The following is a 21,134-nucleotide window of genomic DNA, read 5'->3' as shown; positions in this document are numbered from 1 at the left end:
CTCACAGCTCCTCTACGCGCAGCAGGTTGGTGGTGCCGGCCACGTGCATGGGCAGGCCGGCGGTGAGCACCACGCGGTCGCCCTTCTTCGCCAGCCCCAGCTTCACCGCCGTCTCCCGCCCGCACTCCAGCATCTCCTCGAAAGTCGCCTCTTCCGAGCACAGCACGGGGATCACGCCCCACACCAGCGCGAGCTGGTTGCACGTGCGCTGCGAGTCGGCCAGCGCCAGGATCGGCACCGGCGGGCGGAAGGAGGAGACGACGCGCGCCGTCGAGCCGCTGCTGGTGAAGGTGAGGATGAGCGGCGCGTTGAGGCGGCGGACGGCCTCCACCACCGCGCCGGCAATGGCGCGCTCGGTGGGCGTGGTGCCGTCTTCCGAACGCTCGATGGGGATGTCGTAGTGCGGCCCCGCCTCCAGGATGTGGGAGTCCTCGATCTCCTGGGCGATGCGCACCATCGACTGCACGGCCTGAACGGGGAACTTGCCCGTTGCCGTCTCCGCCGAGAGCATCACCGCGTCGGTGCCGTCGATGATCGCGTTCGCCACGTCCGACGCCTCGGCGCGCGTGGGGCGCGGGTTCTCGATCATGCTCTCCAGCATCTGCGTGGCCGTGATCACCGGCCGGCTGGAGAGGTTGGCGAGTTGGATCATCCGCTTCTGCGCCAGCGGCACGCGCTCGAACGGCAGCTCCACGCCCAGGTCGCCGCGCGCCACCATCGCCGCCGCGCTGGCGTTGAGGATGGGCTGGAGATTGTCGAGCGCGAGCCCCTTCTCGACTTTGACGACGACCAGCGGGCCGCCGGGGGGGATGCGGTGCACCAGGTCCAGCACGTCCTCGGCGGCGCGGACGAAGGAGAGGGCGATGTAGTCCACCCCCTGCTCCAGCGCGAAGTCCAGGTCGCGCAGGTCCTTGGCGGTGAGCGACGGCACGCTCACGCGCACGCCGGGCAGGTTGATGCCCTTGTTGCTGGTGAGGATGCCGCCGTGGATCACGCGCATCTTCACCCGCGGCGCCTGCACGTCCTCCACGATCAGCTCCATCAGCCCGTCGGCGAGGAGGACGACGTCGCCTACGTCCACGTCCTGCGACAGCTCGTGGAAGGTGGTGGGCAGCTCGGTGCCGGTGTGCTCGCCCTCGGGCGCGAAGACCACGGCGTCGCCGGGCTCCAGCGTGACGGGCTCGGGAAGGACGCCCACGCGGATCTTGGGGCCCTGCAGGTCGCCGAGCACGGCGATGGGGCGGCCGGCGCGGACGGCGGCCTCGCGCACGTTGCGGATGGTCTCGGCGTGCCGCTCCAGCTCGCCGTGCGAGAAGTTGATGCGCGCCACGTCCATCCCGGCGGCGATCAGCGCGTCGATGCGTTCGGGAGACCAGGACGAGGGACCCAGCGTGCAGACGATCTTGGTGCGTCGGTTCATCGGTACCAGAGCAGGAAACGGCTGTGCTTCGAACGGGTTCCGGGCAGGCAGCGGGCCCGCGCAGGGCGGTCCGCGTGTCCGGACGAACGGCAAATTGGGCCGCGCGCGGCGGCGGTGGCAAGGGCCCGTGCCCGAACCCAGCGCCCGCCGGTCACCCGTCGCGCGCCTCGCGTAGCCGGGCGAGCAGCGCGGGCAGCGCCACGCCCGCGGGAGCCTGCACGAAAAGGTCCGCCGCGGCGGTTACCTCGCTGGGCTCCGGATTGATCTCCACGATGCGCGCGCCGGCCGCCTGCGCGACGTACGGCAGCTCGGCCGCGGGCCAGACGGTGCCGGACGTGCCGACCACGAGGATCACGCCGCAGCGCTCGGATTCCGCGCGCGCCCGCTCCAGCCCGCCCTCCGGGAGCATCTCGCCGAACCAGACGACGTCCGGCCGCAGCGGCGACCCGCAGACAGGGCACGGCGGCGGGTCCTCGTCCTCCGCCTCGGACGAGAGCGGGCCGGCGAACGGGTGGCCGTGGTCCAGGCACTTCGCGCGCGTGATGTTGCCGTGAAGCTCGATAACGTCCGGCGATCCGGCGCGCGCGTGTAGGCCGTCCACATTCTGCGTGCCGAGCGTGAGATGCGGGACCAGCGGCGCCATCTCCGCCAGCGCGTAGTGCCCCGCGTGCGGCTCGCACTTCTCGATCTGCCGCCGCCGGTGCGCGTACCAGCTCCACACCCGCCGCGGGTTCGCGCGGAAGCCCGCCTCCGTCGCCAGCTCCTGCGGATCGTACTGCGCCCACAGCCCCTCCATCGCGTCGCGGAACGTCGGGATGCCGCTCTCCCGCGACATCCCCGCGCCCGTGGACACCACCACCCGCTCCGCCCTCGCGATCCACTCCGCCGCCCGGTCCAGCCCCTCCGTCGTCATCGCCCCTCCTCATCCGCCGATTCACAGCGACCATCCACTCGGCTCGAGTGCCGAAGCGCTTCTCGAAAATCTCGCACGAGCGACACCGGCAGACGCGCGCGGAATCTTTCGTCCGAAGGACGACCGCAGTTCTCAGCCGGTGGTTTTATACCACCGGCGGGCTCTCCGCACGGGCTTCTCCGGCGATCCGCAGCGAACAAGCACGCTGCAACCGCCGGGCGTATAAAACACCCGGCTATGAACTGCGAAGGTCCTGCGGACCGGCATCCTCGCTGCACATGCGATGAAGCGCGACGCAGCATCAAAACAGTGGCGCATCGGCATTGGGGTGGAAATCTCGGCCAGCGTGGAGCCTCGTCCGCAAGGACGGCCGCAGTTCGGAGCCGGTGGTTTCATAGACCGGCGTCCGCCCCGGCGACACAACTTCCGAAGCGCAGGGAGATCGTCCGGCGATGGGAGATGCGCTGCCCACCGCGCATCTACACCCGGTGCACGACCTCGCCCGAAACCATCGTGAACGTGCAGTTCATCTCGCGAAGCTGGTCGGGCGAGCAGGCGAGCGGGTCGGTGTTCCAGGCGACGAGGTCGGCGTCGTAGCCGGGGAGCAGGCGGCCGCGGCGGTCCTCCTCGCCGGATGCGATCGCGGGGCCCTCGGTGTAGGCGCGGAGCGCATCTTCCGCCGAAAGCGCGTTCTCCGGCCACCACTGCTCCGCCGGCTCGCCGTCCCAGCCTACGCGCTTCACGGCCGCGAACAGGCCCGGCCGCGGATCGCACGTCTCCACCGGCACGTCCGAGCCGAACGCAAGCGTCATCCCGCCGCCCAGCAGATGCGAGAACGGATATGCGCCGCGCGACCGCTCGTGCCCCCAGTGCCGCTCCGCCGCGGGGATGTCGGTCAGGAGATGCACGGGCTGCATCGACGCGACGATGCCGGAGCGCGCCGCCCGTTCCCACAGGTCCGGCGGGCAGAGCTGCACGTGCTCGATGCGGTGCGGCATCGCCCCCACGCGTGGCGCGGAGCCGAGCACCTCCAGCGCCGACGCCACCGCCGCATCGCCGATGGCGTGCACGGTGGATGCGATGCCCGCCTCGGCCGCGCGGCGCACCGTCTCGCGGAACTCGTCGGTGGGCAGCGTCTGGATGCCGCGCTCGTCCGCCGTGCCCTCGTACGGCTCGCGCAGCCACGCGGTGCGCGAGCCCAGCGCGCCGTCCAGAAACATCTTCACGCCGCCATGGCGGATCCACTCGCCGCCCAGGCCGCTCCGCAGCCCCAGCTCGATGGCCGCGTCCAGCCGGTCCAGCGCGACCGTCTGCAGGACGCGCAGGCGCAGCAGGCCATCGTTGAGCAGCGCGGTGAAATCCGCCAGCCCGTCGCGCTCCACCGAGTGCACGCCGGTGAGCCCCAGCCGGTGCGCCTCGCACTGCGCATCCAGCAGCGCCTCGCGGATCTCCGCCGCGCCCGCGTCCGGGAGATGCGGGGCGGCCAGCCGCATCGCGTTCTCCTTCAGCACGCCCGTCGGCTCGCCGGTCGCCGCGTCGCGGACGATCTCGCCGCCTTCGGGATCGGCCGTCGCCGCGGTGATGCCGCATCGACGCAACGCCTCGGTATTGAGCCACGCCGCGTGAATGTCGTGACTCTCAAGGTAGACCGGCCGGGTGGGACAGACGGCGTCCAGCGCCTCGCGCGTGGGCAGCCCGCCCCAGCGGTGCACGTCCCAGCCCAGCCCGCGCACCCACCCGTCGCCCGCGGAGGCGAAGGCGCGGACCGCTTCAACGCCGTCCGCCAGCGTGCGCGCGGCGTTCAGGTCCACGCGCCTCCGCGCGAGCGCCCACGTGGACAGGTGCACGTGCGCGTCCGTGAGCCCGGGCGTCACGGTCGCGTCCCCCATGTGCTCCATGCGCGCGCCGGGGAGTGCCGCCGCCCGCACTTCCGCCTCCGTGCCGACTGCGGCCACCCGCCCGCCGCGCACGAGCAACGCCTCCACCGGCGCGTGCGTGCCCAGCACGTGGATGCGCCGAGCGACGACGATCAGGTCCGCCTGTAGATGCTGCGCCATCCGCCGCGTCCTTCCGTTTCGTGAGATGTGGTAAGCCGCGGAAGATGCGCCCCTCCCCGCCCCGCGGCAATCCCGCCGATGCGCAGCCGTCCTCCACGGCAGCGGTGCAATCACCATCCGCGATCTCACCGCGGCAGCAACCCGAGACGGCGGGCTTCGCGCCGTCGTAGCTCCGCGGGTTTACCTGCCTGGGCGATGCCGCAACGACGAATCCTTCGACACGGCACGTTCGACGAAGCATCCCCATCTGCCGAGCCCGCCTGGATCGGCTCTCCGCGGCGCCCCATCTACCGTCGCCAGGCATCGCCCAAGTGCAGGCCTGCGAAGATCCTTACTCGGCTCGTCGGCATTGCTCGCGCCGTAGCTGTCCATCCCGCATCTACATACGCCCGGCCCGCGCGGCCGGAGACTTGCCAGCCCGGCCGCGAAGGGCGATTTTGCCGCAACCTTCAGACGGCGGCTCCATGGATTACACGTACATCGACACCCCCGAGGGCCTGCGCCAGGTCGTGGAACGCCTGCGCGACCTGCCCCTCATCGCCGCCGACACCGAGGCGGCCGGATACCATCGCTACTTCGACCGGCTCAGCCTGGTTCAGCTCTCGTCGCGCGACGAGCACTGGCTGGTGGACCCGCTCGCCATCGACGACCTGGGCCCGCTCGCCGAGCTGTTCGAGGACCCGGCGATCGAGACCATCTTCCACGACGCCGACTACGACCTGCGCATCCTGGACCGCGACGCCGGCCTGCGCCTGGTGAACCTGTTCGACACGCAGACGGCCGCCGCCTTCCTGGGCGAGCGCTCGCTGGGCCTGGGCAACGTGGTGGAGAAGTACCTCGGCATCAAGCTCGCCAAGGAATACCAGCGCGCCGACTGGGCCGAGCGCCCCCTCACCGAGGGGATGAAGCAGTACGCCACGACCGACACGGCGCACCTGCCCGATCTGCGCGACAAGCTCCGCGAGGCGCTGGAGGCCAAGGGCCGCATGCACTGGGCGGAAGAGGAGTTCCGCCGCCGCGAGCTGACGCGCTGGGCCGAGCAGGAAGACGGCCGCGAGGCGTTCCTGAAGGTCAAGGGCGCACGCGACCTGGCGCCGCGCGGGCTGGCGATCCTGCGCGAGCTGTACGAGTGGCGCGAGAAGGTGGCGCGCGAGCGCGACCAGGCCACGTTCCGCGTGCTGGGCAACCAGGCGCTGCTGGAGATGAGCGCCGCCCCGCCGCAGTCCGAGGCCGACCTGCCGCGCGTGACCGGCATCTCCGAGGGCCTGGCGCAACGCCGCGGCCGCGACATCATGGCCGCCGTTCGCCGCGGGCTGGAGGTGCCGGACGGCGAGCTGCCGCGCTTCCCCCCGGCCAAGCGCTGGGACCGCGACCCGGAGCTGGAGGCGCGCACCGAGGCGCTCAAGCACGCCCGGAACGTCCGCGCCGAGGAGATCGACATGGACGCGGGCTTCGTGATGTCGCGCGCGCTGCTGGAAGAGGTGGCCCGCGCCCGCCCCGCCACGCGCGAGGCGCTGGAGAAGGTGCCCGGCGTGCGGCGCTGGCAGGTAGAGGCCATCGGCGACGCGCTGCTCAAGGTGCTGGCGAAGAAGTAGCGAATCCGGCCGCCTTCCGCGGCCTCGGACATTCGACCACACGGACCCGCGGGAGGGGCCATGCGACAGATAACGGACGATCAGGGCCAGACCTGGGATGTGGTAGCAGTCGACACGGTGGTCGCGCACCGGCGGCAGGGCGCCACACTCGGCTTCCGTCCCGCCGGCCGGATGGACGCGGAGACGGTGCTCACGCCCATCGAGTTCAACAGCCCGGAAGCGGCGGCCTTCGCCATCCGCACCATGGGCGAGAAAGAGTTGAGGCGCCGGCTGGAGCTGGCCAAAACCGCGGCCGGGGTGGCCTGAAACGTCACGAAAGCAGATGAGGAGGGGTGGGACGCCGGCGCGTCCCACCCCTTTCTTGTTCCTGCTCCCGAAAGCGGCACGCGCCGGCGCTGCATCTATACCGTTGACAGGTATACTGCGATGCGGTACAATTCTACTAAGAGAAGCGCACACCGCTTCTCCATCCATCCAGATGATCGTCTCGTTCAAGGACGCGGGTACGAAGGACGTCTTCTACGGCCGCAGCACTCGCGAAGCGCGGCGCGCATGCCCGCCGGAGCTGCTGCGGGTCGCCATCCGGAAGCTGGAAGCGCTGGACTCGGCCGCGGCGCTGCTCGACCTGCGGGCCCCGCCGGGAAACGAGTTGGAGAAGCTGGTCGGCGATCGGTGCGGGCAGTACAGCATCCGCATCAATCGGCAGTACCGCGTGTGCTTCGATTGGACGCCGAAAGGGCCGGCCGGAGTGGAGATCGTGGACTATCACTAATAGGCGGGAACTCGAGCAGGAGGTTGAAGATGGTTCGCATACCCACGCACCGCGCGCCCGTGCACCCGGGCGAGATGCTGGTGGAAGAGTTCCTGAAGCCGCTCGGCATCTCGCAGTCGCAGCTTGCGCTCGCGCTCAAGATCCCGTTCCAGCGCGTGAACCTGATCGCCAATGGCAAGCGCGGCGTCACGCCGGACACGGCGCTTCGGCTGGGGCGGGCGCTGGGGACGACGCCGGACTTCTGGCTCAACCTCCAGCTCCGCTGGGACCTGTACCAGGCGATGCATTCGCCCGTGGCCAGCGAGATCGAGCAGATCCCGCAGCTCACCGCGCGCTGACTGGCGCCGTATCTCAAATCGCAGGATGAGAAGAGGGCGTCCGGCTGACACGGCCGGACGCCCTCTTCGTCGTCTACCTGCTCGTCATCCCCGGAACTCGCCGGCCACGGGCTCGTCGCGGATCTTCAGCCACTTCTCCACCTGCTGCTCGACGTAGCGCGGCTCGTCGGGCGAGTCGAGGCCGCTCAGGAGCTTCTTCTTGCTGCCGTCGCTGAGCACGGCGTTCAGGTGGTAGCTGTAGCTGCGGCCGTTGCGGGTGCTCTGTACGCGCTCCTCGCAGTAGAGCTGCTTGAGCGCGCTGGTGTTCAGCGTCAGGTTGCCCGGCCACGGCAGGGGCCCGTGGCGCACCGATAGGCCGCGCGGTCCCACCCGCACCATGGTCGAGTTCACGTAGCCCGTGACCGCTGCGTAGGTGATGAAGATCCCCGCCGTGACGTGGATGAGCGGAAACAGCTTCGCCACCAGCGGCGTGGTGCCGTGGAACGCCATCGTGTACCAGAACACCAGGAACCCGTCCCAGAACACGCAGAAGAACGTGAGAAAGATGATCTTCGGCGAGAACCAGCGCCGCACCAGCGTCAGCTCTCCCCCGCGGTCCTGGAGCGTCAGGCTCGACGGACGAGGCGCGGCGGGACGGCGCGGTGCCGCATCATCCGGCGACGAGGCCAGCTCCGGCGCGGTGTCGAAGCGGAAGACGTTCTGGCAGACGACACACTTCGCCAGGCCGGTGGCCAGGTTCGCATCTTCCGCGGATACAGGGGCGTTGCACGACGGGCAGACGAGTCGCATGGCAGGCGAGGTTCGGGAAGTCCGCTGCGGATGAGGAGCGGCGGCGAGGGAGGATGCGTGACGGGACCGGGGATGCGGCGGCGTCAGCGGCAGGCAGGGGCTTCCTGCGCGGTGGCGTACACGTCCAGCACGTCGCCGCCAAGGAAGAGACGGCCCACGGGATAGCCCGCATCTACCGAGGCGGCGGGCAGCAGGTGGATCACGTTGGGATGCTTGAGGTCGCAGCTCTCCACCCAGGCGATCAGCCCGGGCACGCGGCGAAGCGCGGCGGAGGGCTGTCCGTCACGCCACTCGCCCACCCAAACGCGGTAGGGCCGCGAGTCCGCCGGCGACACGCGCCGCACCGTCTGGAGGCGGCCTACCTCGTCATGCCCCGCGATGACGACGTTGCCCTCGCGCAGGTCGACCGGCCCGGTGAGCAGCGGGTCGCCCAGCGGCGAGTCCAGCGTCAGGCTCGCGGCCGGCGGCCCGCGCATCGCCCGGAAGCCGCGCGAGAGCACGAACCAGAGGGCAGGCACGGCGACGAGGAGGAGCAGCGCCGCCTTCAGTCCTTTTCGGATCTCCGCCGAATCGAGGTGCTGCTCCTCAAAACGTCGACCCACGCGTCTGCTGCTCACGCCGCAGCGGGGCTGCCCCGCCGTTCGTCGCGCGTTTCGCCGTTGTCCAGCAAGGCGGCGCGCTGAGCTATGTAAGCCCGGAACTCCTCGCTCGACATGCCCTTGGTTTCCTCGTTGATACGATCCCGGATGGCCCGGACCATCGCCATCGCGTCAATCTCGTTCTCCGCCATACGTGGCCACCTCGCGTGGTGAATGGATCGCGATCGGTTTGTATCCCTGTTCAAGGTTCACTGCGTTGAACAGACGAATCTTATCAAAACGGACGAGGTGCTTGAAGTTCCAGCTCGCAACGGCGTCGGCCCCGCACACGGTCGCGAGTGCGATGTGAGACATGTCCGAATGGTACTTCGGACTGAGAATCCCGTGGGATTCGTAAGCCGACAGAAGCTCCGAAGTCTCGGGAGTGAGTCCGACCAGTTCGCCGATTGCTCGTAGTTCTGCATGAATCGCGCGCACCGTAGCAGGCGCCAGGGTGATTTCGGCGGCCAAGAGATCCGACATCACCGGCACCATGCGACGACTCCGAAAATCTTCCATCAACGCGTTCGACCAGACGGCAAACTCCACGTCGAAGCATCCTCCCAGCACCGACGTATCGAGGTAGATCCGAGGGATTTTCAAAGGACGTTAGGTTCGGGGGCGATCTAACCACGTTTAGTTGATCATGCGCCGTCACCGCTTGGGGCCGTCGAGCTGCTCGATGGTGGCGGTGGAGGGGCCACGCTCGCGCTGAAGGCGAACGGCGTCCGCCTCGGCCTCGCGCATGACGCGGAGGATGTTCAGGCCCAGCACCTTCTTCACGTCCGCATCGCTGTAGCCGCGTCGCAGCAGCTCCACGGTGAGGTTGGGGAAGTGCGCCACGTCCTCCAGCCCGGCGGGCAGCACGCTGATCCCGTCGAAGTCCGAGCCGATGCCCACGTGGTCGATCCCGGCGACCTTCACGACGTGGTCGATGTGGTCCGCCACCATCGCCACGTCACCGCGGGGAACGGGGTTGGCGTCGCTCCAGGCGTGGTACAGGCTGTCCGCGCGGGCGGGATCGTTGGGGTTCTCGGCCTTGAAGCGGCGCTGCACGTCGAACATGTCGCGCATCAGCCGGGCGCCCTGGGGGTGGTCGAAGCCGGAGAAGAAGTTGACCATCACCACGCCGCCGTTCGTCTTCAGCAGCGCCAGCACGTCGTCGGGCACGTTGCGCGGGTGGTCGGCGATGGCCTGCGCGGACGAGTGCGAGAAGATGACCGGCGCGCGGGCCACGCGGATGGCGTCGCGCATCGTCTCGGCGGAGACGTGCGAGAGGTCGACGAGCATGCCCAGGCGGTTCATCTCCCGCACCACCTCCTCGCCGAACGGCGTGAGCCCGCCGTGGACGGCGGAGTCGGTGGCCGCGTCGGCCCAGTCGATGGTGTTGGCGTGGGTGAGCGTCATGTAGCGCACGCCCAGCGCGTGGAACTGCCGCAGCGTGCCCAGCGAGTTCTCGATGGCGTGCCCGCCCTCGATGCCGATCAGCGCGGCGATGCGGCCCGCGCGGTGAATGCGCTCCACGTCGGCCGCAGTGGTCGCCAGCTCCAGCTCGGGCGAGTGGCCGGCCATGCGGTGGATGAGGTCGATCTGCTCCAGCGCCACGCGCGCGGCGCCGCCCGCCGCGAAGTCGACCGGCACGTACGCCGCGAAGAAGACGCCGCCCACGCCGCCCTGCTTCAGCCGCGGGATGTCGGTGTGCTGGCCCGGAAGCGAGTGCTCGAAGTCCAGCTTCGACAGGTCGCTGCCGCCCTTCTCGCGGATCTCCCACGGCAGGTCGTTGTGCCCGTCAATGAGCGGCACCTGCGCCTGGAGGCGCATGGCGCGGGCAAGCAGCGCGGCATCGGCCGGCGTGGCGGCGGGGGTCTGGGCGAGCACGGGTGCGGTGGTCAGGGCGGTGGCCAGGGCGAGCGCCCCGGCGGTGCGGCGAGCGCGCATGCGTGTATGCCGAGTTGGGGAGAGGTGCGGCGGCGGATCGGGCCCGGCTCCCAAGCGGACGGAGCCGGGGTGATGCGGAAGCGGCGTCAGCGCGGAGCGGCGGCAGCCTTCACCACGGCGCGCAGGATGCCGCCGGTGCGAAGCTGCAGCGTCTCGGAGCGGCCGATCCACTCCACGTCGGCCACCAGGCGGCGGCGCTCCACGAAGTCGTCGGTGGTGACCGGCGCGGCGGCGAAGTCGCGCGCCAGGTCCGGCGGCACGATCAGCAGCATCTCCTCGCGCCGCTCGTCGTTCTGCGCGCCCCAGCGGCACTCGGCGGCAGGCACGTGGCCCTCGCGGTCCGCCAGGCTGCGCACCGCCTCCTGCACCTCGCCGGCGGTCTTGTTGATGGAGAAGGTGCTGGGCGCGGAGCAGAACAGCTCCGTGCGCACGCGCTTGCCCACCGCGCGCTGCCCCTCCAGCGTGAGCCGCTCGAACCCCGCGGAGCCATACGCGGGCTCGGCGGGCCCCGTGGTGGCGGGCGGCGGCGCGGGCGCATCGCCCCCGGCGGGGGCGGTCACCAGCGCGGCGTTGGTGGGGCCCGGGTCGTCCGGCTGCATCGCCTTGAACGCCAGCAGCACGAGGCCGAGCCCCACGGCGCCGTACGCCACCAGCGCCAGGGGCTTGCGCCACCACGGCACGGGCGTGCGCCGGTCGGTGCGGCGGCGATCCTTGGCGCGGCGGTCGCCCGCGCGATCCTGCCCCGGCGTCCTGCCATCTCCGGTGGTCCCGTCCGGCGCAGCCGTCATTCAAGCCCTCGCTTGGGTTTGCCGCGCCGGTGCGGCGCGGTGTGTGTCGTTGGCGCGGAGGAAAGCATGGAAGGATGATGCCGCGGCGCCGGACCGCTCTCGCCCGGCGGCACCGCGATCCGTGTATGATAGCGCTCCGCACGCGCCGTGCGGAAGTCCGCGCCGTCCGGGAACGCGCGACGGGCCGCCGGTCGACGCTGCGCTCTCAGGCGGTCCGCCGCCAGTCGTACAGGGCGAGGGCGCTGATGGCGACCGCCGCGTCGACGCGGCCCGCCGCCACCTCGCCGCGCACGTCCGCCAGCGGCACCAGGCGCACGCGGGTGTCCTCGCCCTCGTCCAGCTCCTTGCCGGCGCTGCGGGTGGCGTTGCGGACGAGCACCGCGTGCACCTCGATCACCTGCCACGACGGGTTGAGCTGGAAGGTGCCCAGCACCACGCCCGGCTCGCCCTCGTACCCGGTTTCCTCGCGCAGCTCGCGGGCGGCGGCCTCTGCGGGGGTCTCACCCTCCTCCATGATGCCGGCAGGGGTCTCCAGCGTCACGCGCCGCACCGGGAGGCGGTACTGGAGCACCATCACCAGCTCGTCCGCCGGGGTGACGGCGATCACCGCCACGCTCTGGGGCGATTCCGTGATGTGGAAGGTGCGAACGCTGCCCGTCCGCGGCGACCGCGCCTCCTCGCGCCGCAGGGTGAAGATGCCGAAGTCTCCCAGCGGCTCCGTCTCCACCGTGTCCCACGCCTCCGGCTCGCCGCCGTGCGGTGCATCTTCCGCCATCCACCCGCTCTTCCGCCGGTTGCGTGATCGTCGTCTGGCCAGCCGTGCGCGTTTGCAAGGCGCGCGCCGATCCGGGCTCCGACGGGGCTGCTTCGTCGCGTGCGAGCCTCCGGCGCCGGGCGATGCGAGGCCGGCGGAAGGCTCGGTGCGCGGCATGGCTCTTGCCCCTTGGGCACGCAGGGACGGGAAGCGACTAACTGCAACCGGGGCAATGACATGGCTGACGACCTGAGCGGCAAGGCGAAGCACCTGGGCGGGGTCCTCAAGGAAGGCATGGGCGACCTGCTGGGCGACCGGAAGATCAAGGAAGAGGGCCGCCTGGATCAGATCGAAGGCACCGCCGAGCAGGACATGGTGCGCGCCTCCGACGCGGTGGAAGAGGCCAACCTGCGCCGCGTGGCGGCCAAGCAGGCCAAGGGCGAGGTCTGATCGACACGCCACCGCGACACGCAAGCCGCCCCGGCCCATCAGCCGGGGCGGCTTCGCATTTCTGGTGTCGGGGAGATGCGAAGCCGTCGACGTCGCTTGCTCGTTCGAGGTCGCTGGCTGGAGGCCGGGCCGGATTGATGCGCATCGGCAGATGTGCCGGCAGACGCGGTAGATGAGCGCGCGGACCGATACGCATCTCCCGATGCGCGGCCGTGCATCTCCAGCCTCGTCCGGGCGCGCGGGGCGCGGCTTATGCGTGGGCGGCGGCCGGGCAGACGACGACCAAACCAGGGAGACGGCGATGCACAGAGTTCGCGTGGTACGCTCCAACTACGAGCAGTCCGAGCGCTTCGTGGGCAAGGTCGGCGAGGTCATCGGCCACTGGGGCGCCGACACCAACGAGGAGGGCCGCGACGGCTTCATGGTGCAGTTCGAGGGCGGCGAGGTCGTCGGCCTGGCCGAAGACGAGGTGGAGAACGTGACCGAATAGCCCGGCACGCTGCCACGGCGGCGTGACGGAAGATGCGAAGAAGCCCCGATCCGCTTGCGTGGACCGGGGCTTTCTCATGTAGAGCCAGCCGCGCCTCAGCTCTTGGGCGCGGGGATGCGCAGCTTGCGGCCGGGGGCGATGGAGGTGCGCTCGCCCAGGTCGTTCGCCTCGCGCAGCGCCGCCACCGTCACCGAATACTGCCGCGCGATGCTGTACAGCGTCTCGCCGCTCTTCACCGTGTGCTCCGTCGCGCGCGTCCGCCCGCCCTCGCTCCGGGACGCGCTGCTGCCCTCGCGGCTGGACCCGCTCTCGCCTCGGGTCGACGAGCCTTCGCGGCGCGCGGACTCGCCCTCGCGCGACGGCTTGCTGTCGCCGTCGCCGTTCGTGCGCCGTGTGCGGGTGCTCGCGCCTTCGCCGCTGGTGCGCTCGGCCGCCCGCTCACCCGCCACGCGCGCGTTGCGGGCAGCTTCACCGCGGCTCGGCTCGGCTCGCTCGCTGCCCGGCTTGCTCGCGGACGATCGCTCGCCGCTGCTCCGCTCGACATCCCCGCTCGCCCGGCGCCGCTCGCTCGACGAGCTTTCGCCGCTCGACGACTCACCCGACGCGCGGGTGCGGCTCCGCTCGGCCGACGAACCTTCCCCCCGCGCCGACTCGCCCGACGTGGGCGGGCGCGAGGCGGACGAGCCCTCGCTCCGCGTCCGTTCGCTCGACGATTCGCCGCTCCTGGGCCGCTCACCCGAAGATTCGCCACCGCGCGAACGCGTGCTGGACGATTCGCTGCTCCGGGCGCGGCTGCCGGCCGACGAACGCTCGCGGGCAGGCGTGTCGTCGTCGCTCGCGTCAGAGCGGGCCGCGCGCGGGATGCGGAGCTTGCGGCCGGGGCGGACGGACGAGGAGCCCAGATCGTTCGCCTCGCGGATCTGCGTGACCGTCACCCCGAACCGCCGCGCGATCGCGAACAGCGTCTCGTCTTCCTTCACCACGTACTCGCGCGTGGCGGATGTCCGCGAACCGCTCTCGGAAGATGCCGAACGTGACGAGGTGCGCGGCGGCTTCGCTTCATCGTCCGATGCGGTGCGCGAGCCGCTGCGCGTGCGCGCCGCCGAGGCCGATTCACCATCCGTCGTGCGGCGCGGCTTTGCGGGCGCCGCGCCGCCGTCATCGCCCGACTCGCTCGCCCGGCGCGTGGAGCGCGGCGATGACGCTTCGGAATCACCCGTGCGGCCGGAGCGGGTGGAGGTGGATGCGGTAGAGCGCACGGGCTTCTCGTCGTCCGAAGACTCCGGCGCGCGCGCGGGCCGGTCCGCATCTCCCGTACGGGTTGCCGTACCGGTGCGCTCGGACGTGCGGGGGCGCGACGGCCGCTCCGCATCTTCCGACCTGGCGGGCCGTTCCGACGACGCGTCGGTGCGCTCTGTGCGGCCGGAGTTCGCGGTGCGAGTGGTACGCGGAGCGGCGTCCGTGTCGTCGTTCGTCGCGTTGCCGGAGCCGGACGCCTGAGAGCGGTCGCGGCGGCGCACCAGGCCGGTGGTGGAGTCGGTGTCGGCCGTGCTGTCGTCGCGGACGGCCACGCGCTCCACCGGGCGGGCGCTCAGGAAGCGCGCGGCGGCGGCGGGTAGCGCGAGCTTCTGGCCCGACGCGACGCTGCCGCCGACCACTACGCGCGGGTTCATCTCCCGGATGCGGTCCGCCGGGATCCCGACGAGGTCCGCCAGCTTCGCCACGTCGTCGCCGCGGCGGACGGTGTAGAAGTCCGCCCCGCCGCTGCGGCGGAACTCCGACGACTGGAACGCCTGCTGGGTGGCCGCGCCGGTGCCCGCGGGCGTCCACACCCAGTAGCCGGCGGGCGCCAGGCCCCGGACCAGGTGCGGGTTGAGCGTGGCCAGCTCCGCCAGCGGCAGCCCGCCGATGCCCGCCAGGTCGGTGAGCGGCGTCACGACGTCTACGCGAACGCTGTCGTACGCGAAGCGGCGCACCGGCCCAGCGGGCGCCGCGTAGCCGAAGCGCGCCGGGTCGTGCGCGATGATGGTAACGGCGTACAGGCGCGGCACGTAGCGCTTGGTCTCGTCGGCCAGGTTCCCCTGCTGCGCAAGATCCCAGAAGTTCGACACCGAGTAGCTGCGCAGCCCCCGGCTGATGCGGCCCGAGCCCGCGTTGTACGCGGCCACGGCCAGCGCCCAGTCGCCGTTGAACGCCTGGTTCAAGTCGCGCAGGTGGCGCGCGGCGGCGTGCGTGGCGCGCACGGGATCCATGCGCTCGTCCACCACGTCGTCCACGCGCAAGCCCATGCCGCGCGCGGTGCCGGCCATGAACTGCCACATCCCCACCGCGCCCGCCCGGCTGTGTGCGCCCGTGGTGTAGCCGCTCTCCACCATCGCCAGGTGGTGCAGGTCCTTGGGGATGCCGTAGCGCCCGAACACGTCCTGCACGAACTGGTCGTAGTAGTCCGCCCGCTGCAGCCACTGCCCGATGACCTCGTGGCGCTGCGTGACCAGGAAGTCCAGCTCGGCGGCGACCCACTGGTTGGCCTCGAGCGGCAGGTCGTAGTGCGCGCTGCCCAGCAGGCTGCTGGAGACGGGCACCGGCCGGGCGGCCTCGATGGCGGGCTCGCGGCCCAGCTGCTCGGCACCCGCTGCGGGCGCCGGAGCTGGGGTGGGCCCCGTGGCGGGACGTCCGCCGCCGCAGCCCGTGGCGGCCAGCAGGAGCGCCGCCGCGGCCAGCGGCTGCAGGGTGGAACGGGACATCGGCAATTGCGCGGGGAGGAGACGGGGAAGCGGGTGAAAGCGCCGCATGGATCGGCGCCTGCCGCGGCAGGTCACGGTCGTGGAAGCGCAAGATAACTCCGCGCACCACCAAGGTCTAGGTGGTTTGCGGGATGCTCGGCAGATGCGGATGCGGCGATCGCCCGGCATTCGTGTAGATGCGATGCCGTGCGGGTCCGGAAGGTTGTCGGCGGAGGTCGCGCCTGCCGGCCACCTCGACCGCCAGAGAACGCGCGCAGGCTGTCGCGGCGAGACTCCGACGACGAACCGCCGCCGCGCGATTCGCGGTCGATGTGGAAGCTCGAAGCAGCGCGACGATGCCGAAGATGCAGGCCACGCAGGTGGCCGTCGTGCCGTCGTAGCCGCGGCTTCAGCCGCCAGGCGTCGAGGCCGATGCGTCACTGTCGCCCTGCGCGAGGTCCGTCGCGTCCGCATAACCGCGATCCACCCGCGCCGGCACCCGCCACGGGTGGGCGCACAGCTCGGCGAGGCGGCGGCGGTAGGCGGCTTCGCGGGCGGCGTCGGCGTGGGGGCCGCGGGTGATGCCGCGGCGCACCCGCCAGCGGTGGAACGCCAGCTCGCTCGCCGTCTGGTGAAGCTCGCGGCGCAGGCGCCAGCCCTCCGCCCCGCCCGCGCGCCAGGCGTCGGTGGTGGCGCGCAGGCGCGAGCGGACCCTGCACAGGCACTCCAGCTCGGCCGGGTCCAGCAGCCCGTCGTCCACCAGCGGCGCCAGGTGGTCGCGGATCACGCCGCTCTCGCGCCGCAGCGACACGTAGATGAGCGCCAGCACGCCGAAGAACGCAGGCACCATCACCAGCAGGTACGCGGGCACGAAGTACTGGTCGAAGCTGGCGGCCAGGTTCCACAGCGCGTGCAGCGAGATGGCCGCCACCAGCCCCAGCAGCGGCGGCAGGTACCGGCGCCCGCCGGGCGGCCCCTCGCGCGCCACGCCCAGCCCGATGCCGATCATGCTGGTGAAGAACGGATGGGCGAAGGGGCCCATCATCCCCCGGATCATGAAGGTCACCAGCGAGCTCTGCGTGCCCTCGTTCAGCGCCTCGCCGTAGTACTGGATGTTTTCCACCATGGCGAAGCCCAGCCCCACCATGGCGGCGTAGACGACGCCGTCGATCACGCCGTCGAACTCGTCGTCGAACTCGAAGTAGAGGAAGAGCAGGGCGATGCCCTTCGCCACCTCCTCGACCACCGGGGCCGAGACGACCGCGCCTAGCACCTCCGAGGCGCGCGTGCCGGCGATGGCTTCCAGCGTGCTCTCGGCGTAGCCGTTGATCATCATGGCGATGAAGACGGCCACCGCGGCGCCCCACAGGAACGTCTGCGCCAGCACGCCCGGCGGCTCGGCCTCGAAGCGGTCCAGCCAGAGCGCGAGCATCACGTAGAACGGCACGGGCAGAACGGCGAGCACCGTCCCCAGCACGAACGAGCGCGCACCCACCTCGCTCCCGATCATCAGCAGGCTGAGCGAGCCGCAGAGCAGCGCGGGCCCGAGCAGCACCCACCGCGCGCCGCCCCGCGCCTTCGGCGGAGCCGTGGGCGCCGCATCCGACGCATCCACCGAAGCACTCCGCCGCGCCGGCCCCGCCTCGACTTCGCCCTCCGATCCATCCCGCGCATCGCGCGAATCCACCAAGGCAACGGGGTCCGCCGCATCCACCGAAGCGATCGCCTGCATCCCATCTTCCGTGCCCTTCACGTCGCCCGAATCCACTGGCCTTGCCGGCGGAGACGGTAGATGGGGCACGGGGGAACTCGGGAGATGCGTGGAGGCCGGATCAGCGGCGTGGCTGGGCTCGGCCGCGCCGGGAGCGAGGTCCGGGGGAGGGGCGGGCGGGAGATGCGCGTCTGGCTTCACTTCCACGGGCCGTATCTCTCGTCCAGCACGCGGCGGCGGAAGGCGAAGATCTCGCGCAGGCGCGGCTCCACCATCCAGCGGCGGGCCGGGCCGCTGCCGCGGGGAAGGGCGTAGTGCACCACGTCGCGCATCTCCACCCCGCCGTCGATCTCGCGGAAGTGGTGCTGGTGGTGCCAGAAGCGATAGGGTCCGAAGCGTTGCTCGTCCACGAACAGGTGCGGCTCCACCACGTGCGTGATCTCGGTCACCCAACGCACCGGCACGCCGAACAGCGGGCGCACGACGTAGGTGATGATCATGCCCGGATGCATCTTGCCCTGCGCGGGCGACGTGACCCTCAAGCCGAGCGACGGCGGCGTGATCTGCGCCAGGTTGGACGGGTCCGACGCGAAATCCCACACCTCGGCCAGGGAGACGGGGAGCCGCTGGAAGGTCTCGAACCGGTGCAGCTTCATGGGCTTCCGTTCTCGTCCGCGGCCGGGTCGAGGCGGAAGGTCCGCCGGTCCCGCCACTCCCCTGCGGCTGCGAACGATCCGGGTCCGCCGCGCGCTCCTAAACGTATCCACGCCGTCCGCCTCCATCAATCCGCGCGACGCGGAGCACGCCCGACCTCACCGGCATCGCGGAACGGCATCCAGTCATTCGATAGATGGAGATCGGCTCATACGCGCTGCGGCGAGCGGGCGAGGGCGATGCGGACCGGGCCGAGGTTAGGTCCGCGACGACGAGGGACGAGCCGCAGGCATCGGTGGAGATCGCACGCCAGCGGTCCCGTCCTTGCCCGCGTGCGTCGGATGGCGGTATCTCAATCCGCTTCCGCGACGCGGTCGCGGACGATGCTCGGGAGGCGCGGACGCGGCTCCGATCCGGACGACCAGGGGAGATGCGAGATGGCGGGACAGACGCTGCTGGTGGGGCTGGCGCACCCGGACGACGAGGTGGGCGCGGTGGGCGCGATCATGGCGCAGCGCGCCCGCGGCGACCGCGTGGTGGTGGTGTGGCTCACCAAGGGCGAGATGACCGAGGCGTTCGGCGCGATCCCGCAGAGCGAGGTGGCGCGCATTCGCGTGGAGCACGGGCGGCAGGCGGGCGAGATCCTGGGCGTGGAGACGCGCTTCATGGACTTCCCGGACACCGGCCTGGCCCCCACGCCCGAGGCCGCCCGCGAGGTGGCCCGCCTCATCGTGGACGTGAAGCCCGACGCGGTGCTCACCTGGGGCGACGCGTGGGGACGGGGGATGCGCCACCCGGACCACCAGGCGTGCGGAAAGATCTTCCGCGACGCGGTGACGCTGGCCCGCATCGCCAAGGTGATCGCGCCCGCCGCACCGCACCGGGCGCTGGCGCCGGTGTTCACGTACCGCGGCGCGCACTCCACGCTGCCGGCCGTGGTGCTGGACGTGGAGCCGTACCTGCCCAAGATCCTGGAGCTGGCGCAGTTCTACTACGAGCGCATCAGGTTCGGCGAGCCGGGGTGGATCGCCGCTCGCCTGGCCACCGCGGGCGCCCCGTACGGCCTGCGCCACGCCGAGGTCTACGACGCCTGGGAGTCCGCGGGCGGCATCGTGCCCTCGCTCCTCCCCGCCATCCCGGCGCCGGACGACCCGACGCACCCCGAGCGGGAGGAGCAGGTGTGAGGTCCTCCGCTCGCTCGTAACACTCGCCTGGCCGCACCCGTCAGCCGGGAACGGCGGGCCTCGGCCCATGTTCGAGCTTGGTATGGATCGAGCTTGTCTCCCCGCGGCTGACGCCCTGGCGACTCGCGCTGTGCACTGCGCGGGGCGAGTCCGCGTTCTTCCGAGTAACGTATGGCGTAGAAGTGCGGTTCGGGAAGATCGTGCGGGAGCAGGCCGCGCCGGCGGCTTTCGCCCCGTCGCCGCGGGTTCACCCGCCAGGCGTGATGCCGCGACCGCGGACTTGCCGGCGATGCTTCGTGCCGGAAAGACGAGGGCCCCGGAATCCGCTCCGGGGCCCTCGTCTCATCTACTTCATCGGCCGATCGTAGCGCGCCGGCCGGATTACCAGCCGCTACTGGTACTGGATGTACAGCGGGGTGGGGTGCAGGGCCAGGACCTCCTGCTTGGTCATCAGGCGCGAGCCGGCCTTCTTCTGGTCGTTGTGGTAGAAGATCTTGAAGCCGGTGTACTCCACCGGGTGCCGCACCACGTAGTCGCGGTACGAGTCGCGCTTGAGCCACGGCGCGCCCCACCCGTCCATGTTGATCACCAGCTGCACCTCGGGGCGCAGCACGATGTCGCGCGTGTTGCCCTGGATCATGTTGCGCGTGAAGCGGTGGATCACCACCACCTTGGGCGGCAGGTGGTTCTCGCGGACGATGCGCGCCACCTGGCCCGTGACCCAGTTGATGTCGGCCACCGACATCTGCCCGATCTTGGCGCCGGGCCGCACGCGGGCGGCCACCATCATGAACTCCGGGTCCACCGCCAGGTGCACGTCGGGCTGCTTGAGGAACGTCTCGAAGCTGGGCAGCATCTCCTGGATCGTGGACCAGCCGGTCTGGATGTCGATGAAGAAGACGCCGTTGCGCGACCTGGCCCAGCTGTGCACCTCGTTGATCATCGAGTCGCGCATGATGATGCGGTACTTGCCGTTGCGGCCCGGCTCGCCCTGCGCCACCGACACGATCAGGTGCAGCGCCGGCATCACCGGGTGCGCGGGGTCGGCGCGGTTCCAGGCGGCGACCTCGCCGTCCAGCCGGCGCAGCATCTCGCTCTTCTCGTACTCGCCCAGCACGCCCATGCGCTTGCTGAGCGGGTTGCCGTAGTAGGCCACGATGCGGTGCTGCGGCAGGATGGCGCCGGGTAGCGGCTTGGGCCCGTTCACCGGCCACCCCATCTGCGCGGCGAAGCGCGGGTCCTCGCCGGAGTTGTAGTGCTGCTTGACGCTGTCGGCCTTGGCGATGCTGTCGGCCTTGGCGCTGTCCGCCGCCGTCGGCAGCTTCAGCACCGAGCCCACGGTGCGCGTGGACGTGTCCTGGGCGGAGAGGCTGGTGGCCGCGGCACCCGCGGCGGGCGCGCTCGCGGCGTTCGGGCCGCCGGCGGAGTTCGCCGCGCCGGCCTTCTGGGTGCCCGCCTCGGCGTTGCCCTTGTCGCCGCAGCCGGCGGCCGTGAGCGGCAGGACCAGCGCGGCGGCCAGCAGGGTCGAGCGGAATACGGGAAAGAGCGGTCGCTTCACGGAAGGCTCCACGTCTGAACGTTTCGTGTGCCGCGGGCAGGCCCCGGCACTGGATGCGCGCGTCGATTGCACGTCGCGGGCCGCGGCCTCCGCAAGCGCGTAAGCCTCCGCCCGCCGCGCATCTCCAGTCCGCGCCCACACTGGTTTCGGTAGATGAACGGCCGCCCGTCGATCCACTCCGGCTAGCGCCCCACGGCAGATGCGCAAAGCGCCATCCGCTCGAACGACGATCTACGGCGGTGATTCGGGAGATGCTCGGCGCGTGACGCCGCGGGTGCTACTCGCCCGCGGGGACGCGGACGGGCGCCAGCTCGTGCACCGGGTCCGCCGCGCCGGATGCGATGGCCGAGTCCGCGGCGGCC

Annotated in this window: 21 protein-coding genes; 7 read left to right on the top strand and 14 right to left on the bottom strand. The window is 71.2% G+C overall.

What is annotated here, in order from left to right:
• Position 1: 1 nt before the first annotated feature.
• The 3 genes from pyk to VFE05_19365 all read right to left on the bottom strand — a co-directional run bounded on the left by pyk (position 2) and on the right by VFE05_19365 (position 4,390).
• Entirely contained in the window at positions 2 to 1,420 is a 1,419-nt protein-coding gene (pyk, locus tag VFE05_19375) for a pyruvate kinase (protein HET6232244.1), read from the bottom strand.
• 151 nt (positions 1,421 to 1,571) lie between these two features.
• On the bottom strand, positions 1,572 to 2,333 hold the full coding sequence (locus tag VFE05_19370; protein ID HET6232243.1) for an NAD-dependent deacylase: 762 nt from the start codon (positions 2,331 to 2,333) through the stop codon (positions 1,572 to 1,574).
• A gap of 479 nt (positions 2,334 to 2,812) precedes the next feature.
• On the bottom strand, positions 2,813 to 4,390 hold the full coding sequence (locus VFE05_19365) for an amidohydrolase (GenBank protein ID HET6232242.1): 1,578 nt from the start codon (positions 4,388 to 4,390) through the stop codon (positions 2,813 to 2,815).
• A gap of 464 nt (positions 4,391 to 4,854) precedes the next feature.
• On the opposite strand from VFE05_19365, the gene VFE05_19360 reads away from it, so the two are divergent.
• The 4 genes from VFE05_19360 to VFE05_19345 all read left to right on the top strand — a co-directional run bounded on the left by VFE05_19360 (position 4,855) and on the right by VFE05_19345 (position 7,095).
• Positions 4,855 to 5,985 (top strand): ribonuclease D, encoded by a 1,131-nt coding sequence (locus VFE05_19360; protein ID HET6232241.1) that lies wholly within the window; start codon positions 4,855 to 4,857, stop codon positions 5,983 to 5,985.
• 60 nt (positions 5,986 to 6,045) lie between these two features.
• Complete coding sequence (locus VFE05_19355; protein ID HET6232240.1) at positions 6,046 to 6,291, top strand: hypothetical protein; 246 nt, start codon at positions 6,046 to 6,048, stop codon at positions 6,289 to 6,291.
• Positions 6,292 to 6,463: 172 nt separating this feature from the next.
• Complete coding sequence (locus tag VFE05_19350; protein ID HET6232239.1) at positions 6,464 to 6,757, top strand: type II toxin-antitoxin system RelE/ParE family toxin; 294 nt, start codon at positions 6,464 to 6,466, stop codon at positions 6,755 to 6,757.
• A 29-nt stretch (positions 6,758 to 6,786) separates the two neighbouring features.
• Positions 6,787 to 7,095, top strand: coding sequence for a HigA family addiction module antitoxin (locus tag VFE05_19345; protein ID HET6232238.1), 309 nt, complete (start codon positions 6,787 to 6,789; stop codon positions 7,093 to 7,095).
• 84 nt (positions 7,096 to 7,179) lie between these two features.
• Here the strand turns inward: VFE05_19345 and VFE05_19340 are convergent, their stop codons facing one another.
• From VFE05_19340 to VFE05_19310, 7 genes are all read right to left on the bottom strand, one after another.
• A complete protein-coding gene (locus VFE05_19340; protein ID HET6232237.1) occupies positions 7,180 to 7,884 on the bottom strand; it encodes a hypothetical protein in 705 nt (234 codons plus the stop codon).
• 83 nt (positions 7,885 to 7,967) lie between these two features.
• Positions 7,968 to 8,486, bottom strand: coding sequence for a hypothetical protein (locus VFE05_19335; protein HET6232236.1), 519 nt, complete (start codon positions 8,484 to 8,486; stop codon positions 7,968 to 7,970).
• An 11-nt stretch (positions 8,487 to 8,497) separates the two neighbouring features.
• On the bottom strand, positions 8,498 to 8,674 hold the full coding sequence (locus VFE05_19330) for a hypothetical protein (protein ID HET6232235.1): 177 nt from the start codon (positions 8,672 to 8,674) through the stop codon (positions 8,498 to 8,500).
• The gene (locus VFE05_19325; protein HET6232234.1) at positions 8,655 to 9,071 is read right to left on the bottom strand and encodes a hypothetical protein; all 417 of its coding nucleotides are present in this window, start codon (positions 9,069 to 9,071) and stop codon (positions 8,655 to 8,657) included. Before VFE05_19325 ends, VFE05_19330 begins: the two co-directional genes overlap by 20 nt.
• A 105-nt stretch (positions 9,072 to 9,176) precedes the next feature.
• Positions 9,177 to 10,460, bottom strand: a complete 1,284-nt coding sequence (locus VFE05_19320) for a dipeptidase (protein ID HET6232233.1) — start codon at positions 10,458 to 10,460, stop codon at positions 9,177 to 9,179.
• An 86-nt stretch (positions 10,461 to 10,546) separates the two neighbouring features.
• On the bottom strand, positions 10,547 to 11,248 hold the full coding sequence (locus tag VFE05_19315) for a hypothetical protein (protein ID HET6232232.1): 702 nt from the start codon (positions 11,246 to 11,248) through the stop codon (positions 10,547 to 10,549).
• 205 nt (positions 11,249 to 11,453) lie between these two features.
• Positions 11,454 to 12,023: an NUDIX hydrolase gene (locus VFE05_19310; protein ID HET6232231.1), complete on the bottom strand. Its 570-nt coding sequence runs from the start codon at positions 12,021 to 12,023 to the stop codon at positions 11,454 to 11,456.
• Between the two features lie 216 nt (positions 12,024 to 12,239).
• Between VFE05_19310 and VFE05_19305 the strand changes: the two genes are divergently transcribed.
• On the top strand, positions 12,240 to 12,452 hold the full coding sequence (locus VFE05_19305; GenBank protein HET6232230.1) for a CsbD family protein: 213 nt from the start codon (positions 12,240 to 12,242) through the stop codon (positions 12,450 to 12,452).
• 301 nt (positions 12,453 to 12,753) lie between these two features.
• Positions 12,754 to 12,942, top strand: a complete 189-nt coding sequence (locus VFE05_19300; GenBank protein HET6232229.1) for a hypothetical protein — start codon at positions 12,754 to 12,756, stop codon at positions 12,940 to 12,942.
• Between the two features lie 95 nt (positions 12,943 to 13,037).
• Here VFE05_19300 and VFE05_19295 read toward each other — a convergent pair whose 3' ends face one another.
• The 3 genes from VFE05_19295 to VFE05_19285 all read right to left on the bottom strand — a co-directional run bounded on the left by VFE05_19295 (position 13,038) and on the right by VFE05_19285 (position 18,032).
• Positions 13,038 to 15,686, bottom strand: a complete 2,649-nt coding sequence (locus tag VFE05_19295) for a LysM peptidoglycan-binding domain-containing protein (GenBank protein HET6232228.1) — start codon at positions 15,684 to 15,686, stop codon at positions 13,038 to 13,040.
• 388 nt (positions 15,687 to 16,074) lie between these two features.
• Positions 16,075 to 17,433 (bottom strand): PrsW family intramembrane metalloprotease, encoded by a 1,359-nt coding sequence (locus VFE05_19290; protein HET6232227.1) that lies wholly within the window; start codon positions 17,431 to 17,433, stop codon positions 16,075 to 16,077.
• A gap of 140 nt (positions 17,434 to 17,573) precedes the next feature.
• On the bottom strand, positions 17,574 to 18,032 hold the full coding sequence (locus tag VFE05_19285) for an SRPBCC family protein (protein ID HET6232226.1): 459 nt from the start codon (positions 18,030 to 18,032) through the stop codon (positions 17,574 to 17,576).
• 435 nt (positions 18,033 to 18,467) lie between these two features.
• Between VFE05_19285 and VFE05_19280 the strand changes: the two genes are divergently transcribed.
• On the top strand, positions 18,468 to 19,214 hold the full coding sequence (locus VFE05_19280) for a PIG-L deacetylase family protein (GenBank protein ID HET6232225.1): 747 nt from the start codon (positions 18,468 to 18,470) through the stop codon (positions 19,212 to 19,214).
• Positions 19,215 to 19,605: 391 nt separating this feature from the next.
• Here the strand turns inward: VFE05_19280 and VFE05_19275 are convergent, their stop codons facing one another.
• Positions 19,606 to 20,772: a hypothetical protein gene (locus VFE05_19275; protein ID HET6232224.1), complete on the bottom strand. Its 1,167-nt coding sequence runs from the start codon at positions 20,770 to 20,772 to the stop codon at positions 19,606 to 19,608.
• Positions 20,773 to 21,134: the final 362 nt, after the last annotated feature.

The sequence above is a fragment of the Longimicrobiaceae bacterium genome, from assembly GCA_035696245.1.
Lineage (GTDB): Bacteria > Gemmatimonadota > Gemmatimonadetes > Longimicrobiales > Longimicrobiaceae > DASRQW01.
This window is presented reverse-complemented; position numbering and strand designations above follow the sequence as displayed.